The organism is Paenibacillus oralis, assembly GCF_003863965.1.
Lineage (GTDB): Bacteria > Bacillota > Bacilli > Paenibacillales > Paenibacillaceae > Fontibacillus > Fontibacillus oralis.
Genome location: NZ_RRCN01000001.1, coordinates 2270791 through 2289226, shown reverse-complemented (window position 1 = coordinate 2289226; position 18436 = coordinate 2270791). Strand labels below are relative to the sequence as shown.

Below are 18436 nucleotides of genomic sequence, written 5' to 3'. Positions count from 1 at the left end.
ATTACCGGTCCTCGCTTATCCCCAAAATAATAACGACCGCGGTGCCTATCACAGCCAAAGCGACTCCCGTATCGAAAATCATCGCGGAAGCCAGTTCGGTATCTCCAAAAATCGGCAGGTCGACATGACCGAAGATCTGGAATAAAAACGGTTTGCCGAATACGGCCCCCGCCATCCCCGTTCCGACAGCAATCAGCACGCCGATGGCCGCAAGCTTCTTGAAATCGATGCGGATATTTTCCCTCACCTTCTCGATGCCAAAAGAAAGATACAGCAGAACAATGGCCGCCGCCGTACTCAGCCCCCCGATGAATCCGCCGCCCGGCTGATGATGACCATTCAGAAACAGATAGATCGAAAAGGTAAAAATAATGACCACCGCTACCCGGGTTACCGTTTTTAGGATCACATTATTCGGTTTCATCTTGCTCCCTCCTTAAAGCTTTGTGGCGCTGATGGATCAGGATATATACCCCCAATCCGGCAATGGTTAACACGGATATTTCCAGCATCGTATCGAAGCCGCGGAAATCCACCAAGATCGCGTTGACGATATTTTTAGCCCCTGCCAGCTCATAGGCGTTTTCAAAAAATGAAGAAATCGATTCGAACAATTTATGACCGTTTGCGGATAACGCCAAAACCGTCACCGTCAGCCCGACAGCCGCCGAGATGATCAGATTCGTTAATTTGAAAGGAATCCGTTCGATGTCCTTCGCAAGCTTTGGCAGATGATAGAAGCACAGCAAGAACAGCACCGTGGTCACGGTCTCCACCACCATTTGGGTCAAGGCCAGATCGGGCGCCCGGAAGATGACAAAAAACATGGAAACCATATAACCTAACGCACCCAAGGCCACGATCGCCACGATCCGATGACTCGTTAATAACACGGTTAACGCGGCGATGATCATCCCGATCACCAGCCCGGCATCAAAAACACTAACACTAGCGTTATTGGAAAAATCGAACCGGATCCCGTAAAGCAGCAGCAGCGAACCCATTAGTAAAATGGCAAAAAACGTAAAAATGTAGATCAGATAATGCCGCAGCGAACCTGTCATATAGCGGTTTGTCAGCGAGGCCGAGAGCTTTTCCGTCCCCCGTAAGGTTTGATTGTATAAATGATTCAGCGTGAGCTGCTGCGGATAATTTCGTACGGCCTTGATCCACCGCTTCGCGGTTTTGAACAGAAAGATCCCGACAGCTACTACCCCGATCGTCATCAGCAATTCCATATTCAGTCCATGCCACGCGCTGATTTTCAGATCGTAGGCGGAAACGGACATCATCGGCAAAACCGCGGTTAGTGCCGGGGCAAGAATATATTTGCCCAAAACATTCGGGAAGAAGAAAATGAGGATCACAAGCAAGCCTAATACGAGGGGAGAGATCAGCATGCCATAAGGCGCCTCATGCACTTCTCGCGTCAGCTTTTCCGGGCGGAATCTTCCGCCAAAGGTTTTGAATACGAAAATCATGCAGTAGACGAAAGTAAAAATGCTGGCCACCCAAGCGATGATCGGGAACGCCATGCCGATGTTGCCCAGACCGAAAATACCGGCATGGGATACTTCCGTCACGGCCCCAAAGAACATTTCCTTGCTCAAAAAACCGTTAAACGGCGGCAATCCCGCCATCGAAAAGGCGCCGATCAAAGCGATCGTAAACGTAATCGGCATCACCTGCATCAACCCGCCCAAATAGCGGATATCCCGTCTGCCTGTCTCGTGGTCAATAATGCCGACGACCATAAACAAGCTTCCTTTAAAGGTGGAGTGATTAAACAGATGGAACAGGGCGGCAAATGTGGCCACCGTAAAGACGGTACCGCTCTCGCCGGGTCCAAAATAGACCGCTAAAGAACCGACCCCAAGCAGGCTCATGATCATTCCCAATTGGCTGATGGTCGAGTAAGCCAACAACGCCTTCAGATCGGTCTGTTTCAGCGCCGTCAAAGAACCGTAAAGCAGCGTAATGATGCCGATTCCGGCTACAAGCCAGAACCACACGGCACTGCCGCCAAAAATCGGAGTCATCCGGGCCACCAAATAAATGCCGGCTTTGACCATCGTTGCGGAGTGGAGGTAACTGCTCACCGGAGTCGGCGCCTCCATTGCATCCGGCAGCCAAATGCCAAACGGGAATTGCGCCGATTTCGTAAAGGCTCCCAGCAAAATACATAACATGGCGGGAATAAACAAGACATGGCCTTGGATCATGTCCGCATTCGCTATGAGCTCCCGAATGCTGTAGGTATCTCCGATGATGATCAGCATAATAAATCCGGCCAGCATGCCGAAGCCGCCAAGGACGGTAATCAATAACGACTTTAAGGCGCCTTGCCGTGAGCTCTGGCGCTCGTACCAATAGGAAATCAATAAGAAGGAAGAGACACTGGTCAATTCCCAAAATCCATACAGGACTAATAGGTGATCGGAAAATACCAATCCCAGCATGGCCCCCATAAACATGAGCAAATAAACGTAGAAATTATGGAGCGCCTCACGGATTTTGGACATATAAAAAATAGAATAAATAATGACTAAGGTACCGACACCGGAAATGAGCAGGCCAAACAATAAACCAAGCCCATCCACGTACGAGGTAATATTGATATCAAAGGACGGGATCCAGGACAATGTGTATTTGTAGGTTTCCCCAGCGGCAACATGGGGTATATATTGTAATAAATAGATAAAGATAGTTAGAGGCACGAGCAGTACGAACCAGCCTGTATGCACTTGACGATTCAAATACTTATACAGAAAGGGAACCGCGAGTGCACTGATCAACGGAAGAAACATGAAGGTAAAAAATGTAGCCAAACGCACCCCTCCTCACATACGAATTTTGCGGTCTTTAACGAGTTGACTCTTTCCGCGACATCCATTATAGTCTTACATAGTTTAGCCCGGCTCTACTATTTAACCTTGAGGTGAAATGCTTACAATGGATAACTTAAATAATGAATGCATTCTAGTCTGCGTTTATTATGGACCGAACGGCGAAAGACTAATCAAACGCGGTTGTAAAATCGCCAACATGATGCAAGCCCCGCTTTATATATTAACCATTGACTCCAAGCCGTTTGATGAATTGGACGCCGAGAAGACTTTTTACATTGAACAATGGAAAGAATGGGCCAACTCCAATCCGTCGGCTCAGTTTATTATGAAAGACAATGAAAGCCGGCCTGTCTCTAAGGTCATAGCGGAAGTGGCCAGAGCAAAAAATGTCACACAGATTATTCTGGGCCAGACGGCGCAAAGCCGATGGGAACAAATTACGAAGGGATCGATTATTAATTCGTTGGTGCGTGAGATCCCTTTTGTTGACCTGCATATCATTTCGGTCTCCCGTTATATCCGCGACGGGGAAGGAATGTACCAGCATGGAATCCGCGCTTATTTAATTAAAGATGGGGAACAGTATAAACTAAGCTTCTGTCACGAGAAAAATACCGAATATGAAGGCATCTTCTTCAAAGAAATCGATACGGATTTCGATAATGGCATTTTCCGCTTTATGAAGGATGCTGAAACGCTGCAGGTCCCGGTTCATGACGGGATCGTCACCGAATTTAAAAACGTCGATATGAGTACAGCTTTAGATTTGGACGACGCTGACGAATAAAAATTCTCCTCTCCGCATGTTCCATGTGGAGAGTTTTTTATTTCAGAACAAGCATTTTATAAATTCACATCCACCTTAATCGGCTGCTTCTCGTTCTTATCAATACCTAAATACTTTAGCGTTTCCGCCGTTGATTGATGATGCAGTATCGATTTTACGATGGAAATGGCAATTCCCTTATGGTACGCGTGATAACCAAAGGTTTTGCGCAGTGTATGCGTTCCAATTTTCTCCGCTATTCCTACCTCCCTTGCCGAGTGGTTGATAATACGGTATGCCTGCTGACGGGTGATTGGACGGCCGTCCTTTTTGGATCGGAATAAATAATCCTCCGCCTTCCAATCGCCGCTGGACAAATATTCGGTTAATATCTCCCCGATCTTGCTGTTCAAGTAGTAGGCCTGCTCTTCTCCGGTTCTTTCATCCTGAATATAGAGAAATTCCTTCGCGCCTTGACCGTCCCAAACATCCTGCACAGTAAGGTTAAGCAATTCGAAAAGACTAATCCCCGTGTTAATTCCCAGGACAAAAAGCAATAGGTCCCTTACCGAGTGCTTTCTCAGCTCCTCTTTCATTGCTTGAATGGTTTCCATGTCTCGAATCGGATGTACATACTGCACAAAGGACCCCTCCGAATATGTTACTTAATTATAGGTTAACATATATTGTGTAACATAACAATTGAAAAAGGGAATTAAATACGAAAAAAGACACCCACGTATTTCATACGTTAGTGTCCTCAAAAAATAGATACAATAACCCCAACATTTCAATGGCTCTTTTGTATTACGCCGAGAAAACCTGAAAAACCAGGCGGTCTGAGAAACTCCAGAGAAAAATAACGAAAGGCAACCAGCGATCGAGCAAAAATGTTCGTGTCTCCGTGTCTCCGTGTCTCGGTGTCTCGGTGTCTCGGTGTCTCGGTGTCTCGGTGTCCCTGCCTGCTGCTTGCCTTTGCACGATTATCCCTCTCGTTAAGGAAGCAGGGGGTGGGGGCTAGAGCGAGGATTCCAAAAAAAGAGAGAAGAAAAAGAGATGGGGGAAAAAATGAGGCGGTTCAGTTGAGATTTTCGGCTTGATTGGGGAACGTATGTTTGGTATAATGAAATAAATAGAACGTGTGTTCGTGAATTCTTGATTCGGAGGCGAGTGAACATGGAGGTCAATACGGGAACGGAACTTCAATCATTCAGCAGCCGTTATAACAGCGAGCAGGCCTGCATGGAGGCGCTGATCGCGATGAAGTGGCCGAACGGCTTCGTCTGCCCGCGCTGCGCTCACACCCGGTGCAGCCGTCTGACCTCTAGGCATATCCCCTTGTTCGAGTGCGGAAAGTGCAAGCATCAAACCTCGGCTTTGGTCGGCACGATTTTTGAAGGAACGCATCTGCCCCTGCTCAAGTGGTTCAATGCGCTGGAGTTGTTCCTGCTTGATGGTGGCATTTCGGCGATGCGGCTGAGCAAGGTGATCCGGGTTACCTACAAAACCGCATGGTTGATGCTGCATAAAATACGCCATGCCGTCGGGGAATTCGATATCCGGGAGCTGCTCTGCGGAGACGTGAAGGTGAACAGCGATCTGTATGGGCGTAATCCGTCCCGGTTTCAGCTTTCGCATCCGTATGCCTCGGCGGTCGTAGCGGGATGCACAGTCACGGAGTCGGGCGAGCCGGAGCAGGTCAAAATCCGCCTGGTGCCGCATAAGAGAGGAGACGGAAAAAGGGCAAACCGTCACGAACTCGCCGCGTTCCTCAACGAGCATGTGGATGTCCGTACATCGGTGGTAGAGTCGTTTCCTCTAGCCTATCGGCTGTATGCGCCCTTGCGGAAAGTGGTGAGAGAGGCGTGGGAATCGCTGAAGAGTACGTATGTAGCCTTGGGACTGAAGCATCTGCAGGCGTACCTAAACGAGTACACCGTACGCCGCTCGCTGCGCCGGCCCGGAGCGGAAGATACGATGCGGCAGAAGTTACTGCACATGTGTGTGGCGATTCCGGCGATCCCTTACCGCCGGCTGATCGCACGCCAACCGAACCAGCCCCTTGCGGCTGCGGCCTGATCGAGACGCTGTAACGGTGGGGGGAGTTTGACGCAGATCAACTTAATGGGTAGGGGGTAGCTTAATGCGGATCAACTTGATTGGTGTGAGTTAACATGAACGGTGTGGGCGTTGCTGCAAACGGAAGGGTTCAGGCTACAGCAAAATCATGGTCTTTTCGTTTCCCTCGCTTCTTGTCCTTGATCTCCTGTCTTGATCTCTTGTCCGGTCTGTTTCACCTCCCCTAAACCTGATTCCTTCTCCTAAGCCCGTCTAAATTATCTCGGACCTATCTGCTTCTCCACCAAATATTTTCTTCTCCCGAGCTTGTCTGGTTTCTCTGCTACCCTGATCAAACGGGATAATCGTGCAAAGCGTCCGGACAGTGAGTGTTGATCTGCCGCCCAACCCACCGGTGGTCTTCCCTGTCCTCAAGCTTTCAACGCCCTTCCGCGTTTCTTGCCACGATCGATTTTGGCTCGACTGGCAAGCAACTGATTCCTGAGATTGTACTTATTATCATTAAGAATCGAATTCTAAAACATTTGGCAAATGAAAAATCTTAATTTGTCTCCAAGATTCATTCAAAGAAATGGGCTTCAATCCTATGAGTCACCATCCACAGGGTAATCTAAGACAGCCCGAACAATCGATTCCTTAATCAGCTCCCACCGATCGCGAGGGTTCATCATGAATTCCGAGGCTATGGCGACGACCAGATCTTTTTCTGGAATGCAGCAAATGACATTGCCGCCATCGCCCATCGCCATGTAGGCAGAAACCCCATCCTCTTCGCGTAACCACCAAAGATAACCGTAATGGTTGGGGTTCGTCGCTGTGGATGCGTCAACCCATGCCGCCGGAACAACCTGGCGATGGTCCCACATGCCGCGGTTCAGGTACAGAAAGCCAAAACGCGCCATATCCCGGGGAGTCAGCGTAAGCCCCCATCCGCCTGTGGAGTTCCCGTTGGGATCATGTACCCATCCTTTCACGTCTTTTCCGAAGAAATCGTCAAACCCAAATGCCTTCATTTCATAGTCCGGGATTTCCTTCATGCCGATCGGTTTAAACAAGCGTCCATTCGCAAACTCACGGGCGCTTTGCCCCGTGCTGCGGGTAAGGATGGCCGAAAGCAGGTGTGCCCCCGCGGTAGAATACTTGAAAGCTCCGATACTTCCCCCTTGGCCCAGCATATCCAGCGTATATTTCACCCAATCGGGCTGCATACACAACTTGTCCAGCGGTTCTTGCCAGTCCGCGAACGGATAAGGAGCCGTCATCGTGAGCAGACGCCGCAGCGTGATTTCCCGCTTCTGCCCATCCGCCGCACCCGCAACATATTCGGGGAAAAAGTCCAGCACCTGCTGATCCACACTTTGAATATGCCCGGCATCGATAGCAATCCCGATGAGGGCGGATAGGATGCTTTTCGTTACCGAGGCCACATGGTGGGCGTCCTCCGGGCCATAGCCGTTAAAGTATTTTTCATAAGCGATATATCCGTTTCTCACAACCACGATCCCGTTGATATTGCTGTATTCCGATTTTATTACAGGTTCAAGCTCCGCAAGCTTGGCCGCGTCCATTCCCACGGTGGCCGGGTCTGCGGCTTGCCACTGCGTGGTTGGCCAATAGTTTCTTGGCATGATCGATTCCTCCTGCCGCTATTTTTTCTTGACGGGAAAATACACCTCGGTAATTAGTTCCTCGCCAGCGCTGATTTGATTAGGGTCGGTTACATAGATTTCATAAGGCGAGTTCACCAAGACATAACCTTCATGTTCGATCCATTCCCGCAGCTTGGCATAAACCGAGGTCAACTCCGAATACGAACCCTTCAGCACAGACTTTGCGCAAAGGCCTCCGGGCAAATCCCGCGTTCCCTTTACCGCCTTAGCAATCGGGATGGCAAATTCCGTATCATTGCCCGCCGGATCGTATTCCGGACTGTGATAAATCGTCATCGGCGTGCCCAGCATGGTGAGTTTTTCCGTGGCGATCATTTCATATAGCCGGCCAAAATACGCCCCATATCCCAGAGCATAATCGTCACGGCTCATCATCCGGCGCAGCGAAAGGATATTCAGCGGCCGGGTTTCCACAAGCTGCACCTCGATCTGATCCAGGTACGACATAATCGGCACACCCTGCTCCAGATTCAAAATGTCCTGACTCATTTGGCCCAGGGTATACTCCAAAGACTTCAGCTTCTCCTGGACCTCCCTCCGTTTACGGTTAAGCGCCGAACGAAGCACTTCTTCGGATTGATCCACGTCCGATTCCAGAACCGCTTTAATTTCCTCCAACGAAAAATGATACGACTTCAACCGGTTGATCAAGAGCATTGTTTTGAGCTGGCCGATGGAATAATACCTGTACCCGTTTTCGGGGTTAATCTCCTCCGGAGTAAGCAACCCAATTTCCGCATAATATCGCAGCGTTTTGGTAGACACTTCGCAAATCTTCGAGAATTCGCCGATGGATAGCAAAGGGGGCACCTCCTTCCTATTCAACTATGCACCTTCCCCTAAGGGCAAAGTCAACCGCAAAAACCTTGTTCAATTTGAATTAAGGCCAAAGTCGAGTTATAACCTGGACCATCGTTTAGTACATGAGACTAACTTTAGGCTCTGATGCAACTAGCCGGAGGGCGGTTGTTGCCGGGATGGGGGAACTATACAATTTTGGTGGAAGAACAAACCCAATGGAAGAGGAGAAATGATATGAAATCATCAAATTGTAAAAGGCCTAGACAGCTCATTCTGGCCAGTGTCTTGCTCGCCGGCTTGATCCTGTCATCTTCGGGCTTGCCTGCTTATGCGGCGGCCGCTCCGGATAGTAATCAGACCCAAAGTCATAACCCTGCCGGGAAAGGGACAACCGCCTCCGCAGCTGCCCCAATCACAGCTAAATCCGTAGAGGAATTTGCGGATGCTTATTTTGCCCGTGAGGATGTGAAGGAGAAGCTTACGGGGGCATTGTTCGTAGTTGTAAAAGATGGCAAAGTCCTGCTTAACAAAGGATACGGTTACGCGGATATGGCTTCCAAAATACCAATCGATCCCGACACTACCTTATTTAGAATGGCATCCATCTCCAAGCTATTTACGACTACAGCGGTGATGCAGCTTGCCGAGCAGGGTAAGATCGATTTGGATCGCGATATTTCTGCATATATGGAAGGAGTTACGATCCCCAATCAAACCGGCGTGCCCCTCACGATGAAGAACCTGATGACCCACACCACAGGTTATGATTATACTGATTTTTCCGGTAATACTCCGGATGTTTCTCTCCAGGATTATGTGAAAGATAACGTGCCTTCCGTAAAAATAAAACCCGGCGATGCCTACCGCTATGACAATATGGCTTTTGTACAGCAAGGGTATATAGTAGAAAATGTAGCTAAAACTGACTTCAATACTTATGTAAAGGAAAATATATTTAAGCCGCTTGGCATGATACATAGCGACTTTTTCTTATCGCCCCAAGTCGAAGCAAACCTGGCAAAAACCTATGATGATGCGGGTAAAGAAATAGCCGTGTATCCTAATTATCCCGAAGTAGACCCCAGCGGCAGCATGTTCTCAACCGGCAGCGATATGGCCAAGTATATGCTGGCGATGTTAGACGGAGGAAAGCTTGGTGAGGCCCGTATTCTGGAGGAAAATACAACAACCACCATGGAAGCTTATCAGTATGGCATTAATGAGAGCCTGCCGGTGATGTCCTATGGTTTCGAATCCATGTATAGCCACCTCTACAATGGTCAGAAAGCCATTGGAAAAGGCGGTGACCTGCGTGGTTTTCACTCTTGGCTGTGGATGGTGCCGGAGCAAAAGTTTGGCGCTATGATCATTGTCAACGGTGAAGCGCTGGATCCCCGCATGGAGATGTTTGGCTCATTTATGGATCAATTTTATCCCGAACAACACCAGGCTGTCACCCCAATGAAATCATCTAAGGAAAGCTTGGCCAAGTTCGAAGGAAAGTTCCAGGATTTGAGAACCCCTTTACTTAGTGCAGAGGTTAAGGCAGGTGAGGATGGATCACTGATGATTAAGGATGCATTGGGAACCCATAAGCTTCAGCAATTAGAGGAGCTGTTATTCCAGGATGAACAAGGTGTAAAAGCAGGCTTTAAGAAAGATGAGCAGGGCAAAATTGCATACATGTATTACAACTATCCGGATAGCTTCTTAAAGAAGCTGCCTGAGCCGCAACCATTCTCTGACGTACCGGCAGATAGTCCATATGCCGCTGCGATTGAACAGATGCATGTCATGCAATTTCTGAGCCAAACGGACACGGGTACCTTTAGACCGGAAGAAGCCATGACACGTGGAGAATTTGTGCAAATCTTGATGAAAATCCCCGGATTCCCGTTATCCAATGAGCCTGTGGTGTTCAAGGATGTAACAGGACATGATCTGGCTCGGGAAATTCAATCGGCGGTCGTCTATGCCGGGCTAAAGGGGACGCCAGATGGCCGCTTTGAGCCGGACCGTGCCATTACTCGGCAAGAAGCTGCCTCCATTATATGGGGATTCATTCAGTCAAATACGTCTGTGCCGGCGCCACAGGCTAAATTGACAGGAACGCCGCCCGCTCCTTGGGCTTCAGATGCAGTACAGTTTGTAGCGGCCATGCATCTCTTTGGTCCTGAAGTAAAAGTAGATGCTGACGGGGCTGTTGATTATGAACCTACCCGCCCCATGCTTCGCCAGGAAGCCGCCGCCATGTTTGCTGTGTTTTGCGAAAGAATCCCGGCTTTATTATATGGCGTCGAAGGCTAACCTCCTGTTGAGGATGATGTAAGCTAATTCGGACTATTAAAATAGAAACAAGCAAAGGCCCCTGCGTCCCTACTACCTTGACGGTGGAGAGAAGCAGGAGCCTTTGTTGTTTTAGTAGCGATTATTTGCCGGCCGCGCTGGCTCCGGCAATCCGCCCAAACGTGAAAATGTCCGTAATGGCGTTGCCGCCAAGCCGGTTGCCGGCATGAACTCCGCCGGCAACCTCGCCGGCCGCGAACAAGCCGTCAATAGGCTTACCTTCCGTATTCAACACCTGGGCCTTTTCGTTAATTTCCAGACCGCCCATCGTATGGTGCACGGAGGGGGTTCTTGGCGTAGCAAAGAAAGGCGGTGTTTCGAGTTTTGCGCCAAAATTTTTCTTGCCAAACTCAGGATCAAGCTGGTTTTCTACGTAAGTGTTGTATTTCTTCATTTCCGCCACAAAAACATCGGCCGGTACGCCCATTTGCTCGGCCAGTTCCTCCAGGGTATCCGCCATGAAAATATTTTTGTTCGCAATCAGATCCTGATAATTGTCGCCCCATACATTTTTCCCGTTCAGATCCGGATTGCCCAGCGAGGTCATATCACTGATGATATAGAAGGTTTGATCCGTCTGCTCCAGAGCAGCGGCAGCCAAAACGTCTCTTTCGGCGTACTCGTTCACATACCGCTTGCCTTCCTTGTTGACGAAAATTTGCGTTTCCGCGCTTCCCCATACGCCGCCGGACAAAGCACCCGTTCCCGGTTGGCCGCTTGGCATCAGTTGGATAAAGCCCATGCCCCACAGATTCGCTCCTACTTCCTTACCCATCACAATCCCGTCGCCGGTAGCATTTGTGGTATTGGTTGTCTTGACGCTTGCATCAAGAGCAGGCCAATAGTTATTGTATTCAACGACCATTTCAGGGTTCGCTCCGAAACCGCCGGTGGCCATGACCACGCCCTTGGAAGCCTTCAAAGTGACCGGAGTGCCGTCCGATTGCTCGGCGGTCACGCCCACAATTCTGCCGTTCTCAACGATCAGCTTGGTGGCTTTCGTGTTCAGCATAATTTCTGCGCCAAGCTCTTTTGCACTTTTTTCCATCGTATTAATATACCCTGTTCCCAGCGGTTCGGTATTATGGTGGGTTCTGGGCCACAAGGCGCCAAGAACGGTCCCGATCCCATCCTGGAACTTAGCTCCATGGCTCTCCAGCCATTGAATCGTGCCGTAGCTGTTGGTCGCCAGCGTCTTGACCAGTTCAAACTTGCCGGAGATTTCTTTCCCGTCAAGATCGGTTCGCTTCCCGCCGATATAGGTGTGAATCATATGCAGTTCAGGCGAATCAAACAGCTTGGTGGTGTCCCCTTTGGCGAAGTATTCCTTGATCTGTTCCTTGAGCGTCTTGAGCGTATCGGCGTAATCGCCGAATTCTTTTTCATCGTAGGTCAGAATCTCTTTCAACTCATTGGTCAGCGCTTTCGTCATGGCCACTTTCGGCTGTCTCGCCGGGTCATAGGAATTGAACTCGCCTCCCGAACGAATCGTGTTCCCGCCAAGCGCAGGCGATTTTTCGATCAAAATCACCTTTGCCCCGTTCTCAGCGGCCGATACCGCAGCGGCCAGACCCGCTCCGCCCCCGCCGACAACCACGACTTCGGTTTTCTTGGTAATCGCTTCTTTGGCAGCCGCCTTCAGCGGTTCCCTGCTCTTCAATTCATCGATGTCGGCCCCGGCCTTCGCCAAAGCGGCCGCGATCGCGTCAATCAGGCCGTTGCTGGACACGGATGCCCCCGACACGATATCTACCTTCAGGCTCTGCCCCTCGACCACCTTCTGGGGAATGGTCTCAAATACGGCATCGCTTACTCCCTCCGTGTCCTTCTGCTCCACCACCTTCACCGATTGAATGGTGTTGGCATCCACCGTTACCTCTACTTTAATAACGCTATGTAGGCCTTGCGCTTCCCCCGTATATGTCCCCGGTGTGTAAAGCCCTTGGGCATCCGCCGCATCAGGCGCTGCTTCCTTATTACTGCCGCTGCATCCTATCACACCCATGATCAAAATAAATACCAGTGCCGCCAAAAATCCCGTTCTTACATACCTGCAACTTGGATGTCTCATGTCACCTGCTCCTCTTCTAAGATTGTGCATAATTTCACAATATAAGCGAAAAAAATTCGCGAATATTGCCGCAACAAATTCGCTTACATTGATTATTATACGCTTTCATTTCCACGTGTTTCCATGTTTTTTCTCACACAAGGGGGGCTAAGCAACCAAAGAGCAAACCGGGCGGTACATGGGAGTTTATCATGCACGGTCCGGATGGCGTTGATTTTCCCAACACCAACGTCTTTGTTGAGGTCGTTAAACCCGAGCGAATCGTCTTCAACCATGTGCCGCTGTATTCGATCAGGTGAAAACCTATGCCGTCCCCGGCGCCGAACAGACCATGGATCGTCTTGAGGAGCATCTAGCGAGTATGTCTTGAAAGTAAGCGATTGCGATCCTGTAGTTTATTTTCGCCAATCCAGCCCGAACTGCCCCTTATAGAGTTCGTGCCTTGGTGTCCCTCATACTACCTTTGCACGATTATCCCTCTCGTTAAGGGGGGGGGGCAGGGGCCCCGGAGTGAGGCGAGCTCTTGTCCATTTCTCTGCGTTCTGATCAAAGGGGATAATCATGCAAAGCGTCTGGGCAACGTGTGTTGATCTTCGATAGATTACAGACCTCATTTAGTGCTAGTTTTTCTTGCGACATCTTTAACCTTCCCTCAAAGTTTATACTTTCTGATATCTTCACCCGGATTTATGGAAAAATTTCGGTCCCCCGCTTCCCGGTCGGGAAATGGGCGGCCGTATTCATTAGTAGATTGGGTATTTTCGGGGCATGACAATACAATACCAGCTCAAAAAATTTATTATTGAAGTTAGTGAAGCATTGCCTTATTGGAAATATCGAATGAGTTGATTTTGCTCGTCTTGAGCTTTAAACTTCATAGTAGAGCGACCTCCTGGATGGGCTTTTTGAGGCGATGACCTCGTGCGTAACCCCATCGTACCGAGGCGCTCTTTTTTAATCAATGGAAAGGAGAAACGCATGAATCATAAGATTTTGATCATCGATGATGATCTGGAATTAGGCCAGCTGCTTAAAAAATGCGTTAGCAAGGAAAAAATCGACGCGGTGATTTGTCCATCCGGCCCAAGCGGGTTAACCGCCCTTTCCCAAAGCGAATTTCAATTGATCGTTCTCGATGTCATGATGCCGGGGATGGATGGTTTTGCCACTTTGGAAGCCATTCGGGAAATTAGCAGCGTGCCTGTTTTAATGCTGACCTCCCGGACAGAAAGCGGTGATAAAGTTCGCGGACTTCGTTCCGGAGCGGACGATTATTTGACCAAACCGTTTGATATCGAAGAATTCACCGCTCGCGTGGTTTCCTTAATTCGAAGATATACGATGTTGAACCACGATACGAATCATCATCAGGTGTTATCTTTTAAAGGCTTAAGCATGGATTATGAAACCAGAGCGGTATCCGTTAACGGAGAACCGGTAGAATTGGTCGGCAAAGAGTTTGACATTCTCTATTATTGCGCCAGGAATCAGGGGAAGATTTTAACGAAACAGCAAATTTATGAGGAAGTTTGGAAGGAACCTTATGCTTACGACGACAGCAACATTATGGCAATCATCAGCCGGCTTCGTAAAAAGATAGAACAGGATTCAAGCCATCCAACTTACCTGCAAACGGTAAAAGGAGTCGGCTATCGTTTCAACCGGGAGGTATGAACATGGAGAGGATGGATATAGAACCCACATGGATCGTATTGTTATTTATCGCTTTAGGGGCTGCTGCCGTACTGGCCTTTGTGCTGTTTAGAAGGCTGCTGCACGTCCGCAGAAGGCTCCGTGATATATCCGAAATACTTGACGATATAGTACAAGGCAATGCAAAACACCGGATTCTGGCCGATCCCCATGATATGACCGCTGCGATCAGCTACAAAATGAACGATATCGTCCTGCATTTTCAAGAACAGATCATCGCCTTAAACAAGACAGCGGAAGCCAATAAGCAGTTGATGACGAGTTTTTCGCATGATGTCCGCACCCCGCTAACCACCTTGATCGGATATCTGGATGCCGTACATAAGCACATCGTTGCCGGCCGCGAACGGGAGGAATACATGGAAACCGCCCGCCGAAAAGCGCATGACTTGAAGGACTATGTAGATAAACTGTTCGAATGGTCCAAATTAAACTCCGACGAGGAAACCTTCGCCATCCGGACCGTCGACATCTGCGAATTAACCCGAATGATTTTGAAGGACTGGATACCTGTCTTCGAAACAAGGTCCCTTTCCTTTGACATTGACATCCCTGAAAAAAAGCTCGCAGCGCACCTCGACACCAACGCCTATTCGCGGATCCTGAACAATCTGATTCAGAACGTCCTTGCGCATAGCCAGGCGACAGCGATTACAGTCGGCGTTTCCATGGAGGATCACCGTATCGTTACATCGGTTATGGATAATGGCATCGGGATTTCTAACGAGGATTTGCCGTATATTTTTCAACGATTATATAAATGCGACAAAGGCCGATCGAAAAAAGACAGCGGCTTAGGATTATCGATCGTGCAGCAGCTTACCGAAAAGATGCGCGGTACCATTCACGTGGAAAGCACGCCGCTTGAGCGAACCGCGTTTCAAGTTCAGTTTCCACTCGTCAGTGAGAATCCCGGCTAACAGGCGGGATTTTTTGCTTTCATGGGGTTCTTTTCAAGGTTGAGGCAAGGTTCGTGCAAGGTTGATGCAAGGTTGTTGTGCTAACATGGCATAGTCAAACAAAGGAGGATTCAGGGGATGAGCGATTATATCATTGAAACCAACCATCTTACGAAACAATACGGGGAGCAGAAAAGCGTCGCCAATTTGAATATCCATGTCCGCCAAGGGCGCATTTACGGCCTGCTGGGGCGAAACGGCGCGGGCAAAACGACCACCATGAAAATGCTGCTCAACCTGACGTTGCCGACTTCCGGCGAAGTGCGAATTTTCGGCCAAGATATGCGGACCGAGGCCCAAAAAATTCTGCCCCGCATCGGCAGTTTGATTGAGTCCCCGGGTTTTTATCCGAATTTGACCGGAACGGAAAACCTCAAGCTCTTTGCCGATCTGCGCGGCGTCCCGCAGCGAAATGCCGTCAAAAATACCCTGGAATTAGTTGGTCTTCCGTATAAGGACAAGAAATTGTTCGCGCAATATTCGCTTGGGATGAAACAACGCCTGGCCATTGCCTTGGCGGTCATGCATGACCCTGAACTGCTGATTCTCGACGAACCGATTAACGGGCTGGATCCGATCGGCATTGCCGAGGTCAGAAGTTTTATTCGCGCGCTTTGTACGGAAAGAGGAAAAACCATTTTGATTTCCAGCCATATTTTATCCGAAATCGCTCTGCTGGCCGATGACATCGGCATTATTGATCACGGCGTTCTTTTGGAGGAGCTAAGTCTCAAGGAACTGGAAAAGAAAAACAGCAAATATGCTCACTTTATCGTTTCGGATACGGCCAGGGCCGCCCGTCTGTTGGAGAAGCACTTGAACATGTTCAACTTCTATGTTGAGGACCAGCAAAGCCTGCGCTTGCATGACATGGCATTGCCCGTTTCGGCGATTACCCGCCTGTTTATCGAAAACGGAATTGACGTCTCGGAAGCGCACACCTGTGAAGACACGCTCGAGGATTATTTCAAAAAGATCACAGGAGGCGTGGGGATTGCTTAAACTCGTTAGATGCGAATTCACCAAGCTGAAGCGTAAAAAATTCATCCTATTGGTGATTGTTGCCGCGTTTCTTTTTCCCATTCCCTTAACGATGCTGGCGATGAATGGAGGTTTCGGAGGCCTTAATGTCTACGATAAACTGTTCGGAATGATCGTGAGTTATGGACAAGCGCTGCTGCTGCCCAGCATTTTAGGGATCGTGGCTTCTATGCTGTTTTTTATGGAACGCGACCATGATACGCTCAAAAATCTCCGCACGATTCCGGTTTCGGCCACACGGATGGTTACGGCGAAGATCATTGTGTTGTTTATGCTTGGGCTGATTTTCTCGCTGGCCTCCGTGGCCGCTTCCATGCTTGGCGGAGCCTTTGTCGGGAATATTCAGGGTGTGTTTGCGAAGCTCTGCATTAGTGCGGCCGACGGTATTCTGCTCACGGCCGGAACCTTGCCGGTGGTCATCGTGATTGTCTATTTTAACCGCAGCTATATTTTTTCGATTATCCTGGCTTTTTTCTACACCATTCTTAACTTTTCCATGGCCTTTGTAGGCCTGCAATATGATACGCCGATGATGAAATTACTGACGAGTATTTTGCCGACGCCGATCATATACCGCTGGTTATTGGGCCTTTTCACCTCGCCGGCCGATTCGTTCTACGCGATCATTGAACCGAAAACTTTGCCATTGCCGCAGGTCGTTATCATTATTGCGATCATCGCTTTGATTTCTTATATGGCCATTGTACGAATCTACAATAAGCGGGAGGACTAAGGTGGGACCATGGTGAACATTTTAAAAACCGAAATCATCAAATTAAAACGGTATTCGATCATTTGGGTTGGCTTTGCCGCGGCGCTGCTGGTTGTCCTCTTAACCCGATTCATGGCCACGGCGGAAGACGGCACAGCACGCAACTTGGAGAACTTCTCCAATACCGTGATCTGGAACAATTTCAGCTTGCTCTTCCCTGCCACGATTACCTTAATCGCCGGATATATGATCAGCCGTGAATACACGGAAGACACGCTAAAAAACATCCTCACCATCCCGCTCTCCTTCCGGCGTCTGTTGGTCGGAAAGCTCATCACCGCCGGACTGCTCGCCCTATTTTTGGCCGTGGTTACCTTTGTACTTTCGCTCGTCATCGTGCTGATCAGCGGCTTCCAAGCAGGCAGCGCTGCGGTGATGGTCAAATCCTTGATCCAAATGATGGTGATGAATTTATGTATTTACCTGGCCGTCCTCCCCATCATCGTGTTAACCAGCCGCAACCCAAACGGCTTCATGGCCGGCGTGGGCTTCGCCTTTTTCTACGGATTTATCGGAATCTTCGCCGGAGGACACGGCCTGGGCGATCTTTACCCGATTACTGCAGGCTTAGGCTTGATTCATTATCAAGCGGAGGGCGGTTCGGATTATAATGTGGCTGCTTGCGTAATCACATTAGTTATTATGGTGATTGTATCGGTGTTGTTGATCGTAGGGATGGGGGATCGGGTGAAGGAGGCGAGAAGGACGGAAAGGAAAAAGGGGCAGACATCGGATGGAAAGAAAAAGAAGCAAACATCGCGCAGATAAGCCAGAGTAAGCAGGAAAATACCATATAAAAATACCCGGCGGGCTAATATGCCTTCCGGGTATATTAGAAGCTACAGATGGCCTCGTGCTCTATTCCATGCGTGCTCTATACCATATAGGATAGGGAGCGGCCCATGCAGGATAAGGATCGGCTATACTTATACGTTCGCTTCATCCTTCATCCGCCCGTTGACTTAGCAGTTGCCCCTCCGCCCCGTACCCGGAGTGAACCTCAATCATCAGCGCCGCCCCCAGCTTAAACCCATACGTAAATGTCGCCGTCAACTCCAATCCCTGAATTTCCTGCTGCAAATCAATCAGCGCCTCCAGTTTAGTAAACTCCTCACCGGACAACTTCTCTTTCCAAGCTTCCATCGCCTCGGACATTTCCCCGCACATCTGGCGATATTCGGGATCTCTGGGCACCACCTGCCCCTCGGGAGCCAGGTGGCCGTAGTATAGGGATTCTATAAGGGTTGGCATGGGGATTCCTCCTTTTTTTCTTTTAGAGTAGCAGATATGGGAGGAAGATGTGGTACGTGTATGCGTAAACAGAAGAAGCCCCCGAAATAGGGGCTTTATCCTCTTGGAATATCGTTAT

15 protein-coding genes and 1 pseudogene are annotated in these 18436 nt (G+C 49.3%); 9 read left to right on the top strand and 7 right to left on the bottom strand.

All coding sequences use genetic code 11. From position 1 onward, the window contains the following. Window position 1 precedes the first annotated feature (1 nt). Entirely contained in the window at window positions 2-424 is a 423-nt protein-coding gene (locus tag EHV15_RS10755) for a Na(+)/H(+) antiporter subunit B (protein ID WP_128631190.1), read from the bottom strand. Beyond that, window positions 411-2828, bottom strand: a complete 2418-nt coding sequence (locus EHV15_RS10750; protein ID WP_425464431.1) for a Na+/H+ antiporter subunit A — start codon at window positions 2826-2828, stop codon at window positions 411-413. Before EHV15_RS10750 ends, EHV15_RS10755 begins: the two co-directional genes overlap by 14 nt. 124 nt (window positions 2829-2952) lie before the next feature. On the opposite strand from EHV15_RS10750, the gene EHV15_RS10745 reads away from it, so the two are divergent. Further along, on the top strand, window positions 2953-3636 hold the full coding sequence (locus EHV15_RS10745) for a universal stress protein (RefSeq protein WP_128631189.1): 684 nt from the start codon (window positions 2953-2955) through the stop codon (window positions 3634-3636). 56 nt (window positions 3637-3692) lie between these two features. On the opposite strand, the gene EHV15_RS10740 is transcribed toward EHV15_RS10745, so the two are convergent. Then, window positions 3693-4256: a tyrosine-type recombinase/integrase gene (locus EHV15_RS10740; protein ID WP_128631188.1), complete on the bottom strand. Its 564-nt coding sequence runs from the start codon at window positions 4254-4256 to the stop codon at window positions 3693-3695. Window positions 4257-4791: 535 nt separating this feature from the next. Between EHV15_RS10740 and EHV15_RS10735 the strand changes: the two genes are divergently transcribed. Continuing rightward, a complete protein-coding gene (locus tag EHV15_RS10735; RefSeq protein ID WP_128631187.1) occupies window positions 4792-5694 on the top strand; it encodes a transposase in 903 nt (300 codons plus the stop codon). A gap of 584 nt (window positions 5695-6278) precedes the next feature. On the opposite strand, the gene EHV15_RS10730 is transcribed toward EHV15_RS10735, so the two are convergent. Together EHV15_RS10730 and EHV15_RS10725 are read right to left on the bottom strand one after the other, a co-directional pair. Next, window positions 6279-7322, bottom strand: a complete 1044-nt coding sequence (locus tag EHV15_RS10730; protein WP_128631186.1) for a serine hydrolase domain-containing protein — start codon at window positions 7320-7322, stop codon at window positions 6279-6281. Window positions 7323-7340: 18 nt separating this feature from the next. Further along, window positions 7341-8165 carry a MerR family transcriptional regulator gene (locus EHV15_RS10725; RefSeq protein WP_128631185.1) on the bottom strand — a complete coding sequence of 275 codons (825 nt, stop codon included), beginning with the start codon at window positions 8163-8165 and terminating at the stop codon, window positions 7341-7343. Window positions 8166-8399: 234 nt separating this feature from the next. Here EHV15_RS10725 and EHV15_RS10720 point away from each other — a divergent pair, with 234 nt between their 5' ends. Further along, on the top strand, window positions 8400-10472 hold the full coding sequence (locus EHV15_RS10720; protein ID WP_178075816.1) for a serine hydrolase domain-containing protein: 2073 nt from the start codon (window positions 8400-8402) through the stop codon (window positions 10470-10472). A gap of 121 nt (window positions 10473-10593) precedes the next feature. Here the strand turns inward: EHV15_RS10720 and EHV15_RS10715 are convergent, their stop codons facing one another. After that, window positions 10594-12582, bottom strand: coding sequence for a flavocytochrome c (locus EHV15_RS10715; protein WP_128631183.1), 1989 nt, complete (start codon window positions 12580-12582; stop codon window positions 10594-10596). A gap of 164 nt (window positions 12583-12746) precedes the next feature. Between EHV15_RS10715 and EHV15_RS10710 the strand changes: the two are divergent. From EHV15_RS10710 to EHV15_RS10685, 6 genes and pseudogenes are all read left to right on the top strand, one after another. Continuing rightward, window positions 12747-12952: pseudogene (locus tag EHV15_RS10710) on the top strand (SRPBCC domain-containing protein); the annotation flags it as partial. Between the two features lie 608 nt (window positions 12953-13560). Continuing rightward, window positions 13561-14256, top strand: coding sequence for a response regulator transcription factor (locus tag EHV15_RS10705; RefSeq protein ID WP_128631182.1), 696 nt, complete (start codon window positions 13561-13563; stop codon window positions 14254-14256). A 2-nt stretch (window positions 14257-14258) separates the two neighbouring features. After that, a complete protein-coding gene (locus tag EHV15_RS10700; RefSeq protein WP_246061458.1) occupies window positions 14259-15215 on the top strand; it encodes a sensor histidine kinase in 957 nt (318 codons plus the stop codon). 117 nt (window positions 15216-15332) lie between these two features. Continuing rightward, the gene (locus tag EHV15_RS10695) at window positions 15333-16256 is read left to right on the top strand and encodes an ABC transporter ATP-binding protein (RefSeq protein ID WP_128631181.1); all 924 of its coding nucleotides are present in this window, start codon (window positions 15333-15335) and stop codon (window positions 16254-16256) included. Continuing rightward, window positions 16249-17028 carry an ABC transporter permease gene (locus EHV15_RS10690; protein ID WP_178075815.1) on the top strand — a complete coding sequence of 260 codons (780 nt, stop codon included), beginning with the start codon at window positions 16249-16251 and terminating at the stop codon, window positions 17026-17028. The genes EHV15_RS10695 and EHV15_RS10690 overlap by 8 nt, the downstream gene beginning before the upstream one ends. Before the next feature lie 9 nt (window positions 17029-17037). Beyond that, the gene (locus EHV15_RS10685; protein WP_128631179.1) at window positions 17038-17835 is read left to right on the top strand and encodes an ABC transporter permease; all 798 of its coding nucleotides are present in this window, start codon (window positions 17038-17040) and stop codon (window positions 17833-17835) included. A 171-nt stretch (window positions 17836-18006) separates the two neighbouring features. Here EHV15_RS10685 and EHV15_RS10680 read toward each other — a convergent pair whose 3' ends face one another. Beyond that, entirely contained in the window at window positions 18007-18318 is a 312-nt protein-coding gene (locus EHV15_RS10680) for a DUF6809 family protein (RefSeq protein WP_128631178.1), read from the bottom strand. Window positions 18319-18436: the final 118 nt, after the last annotated feature.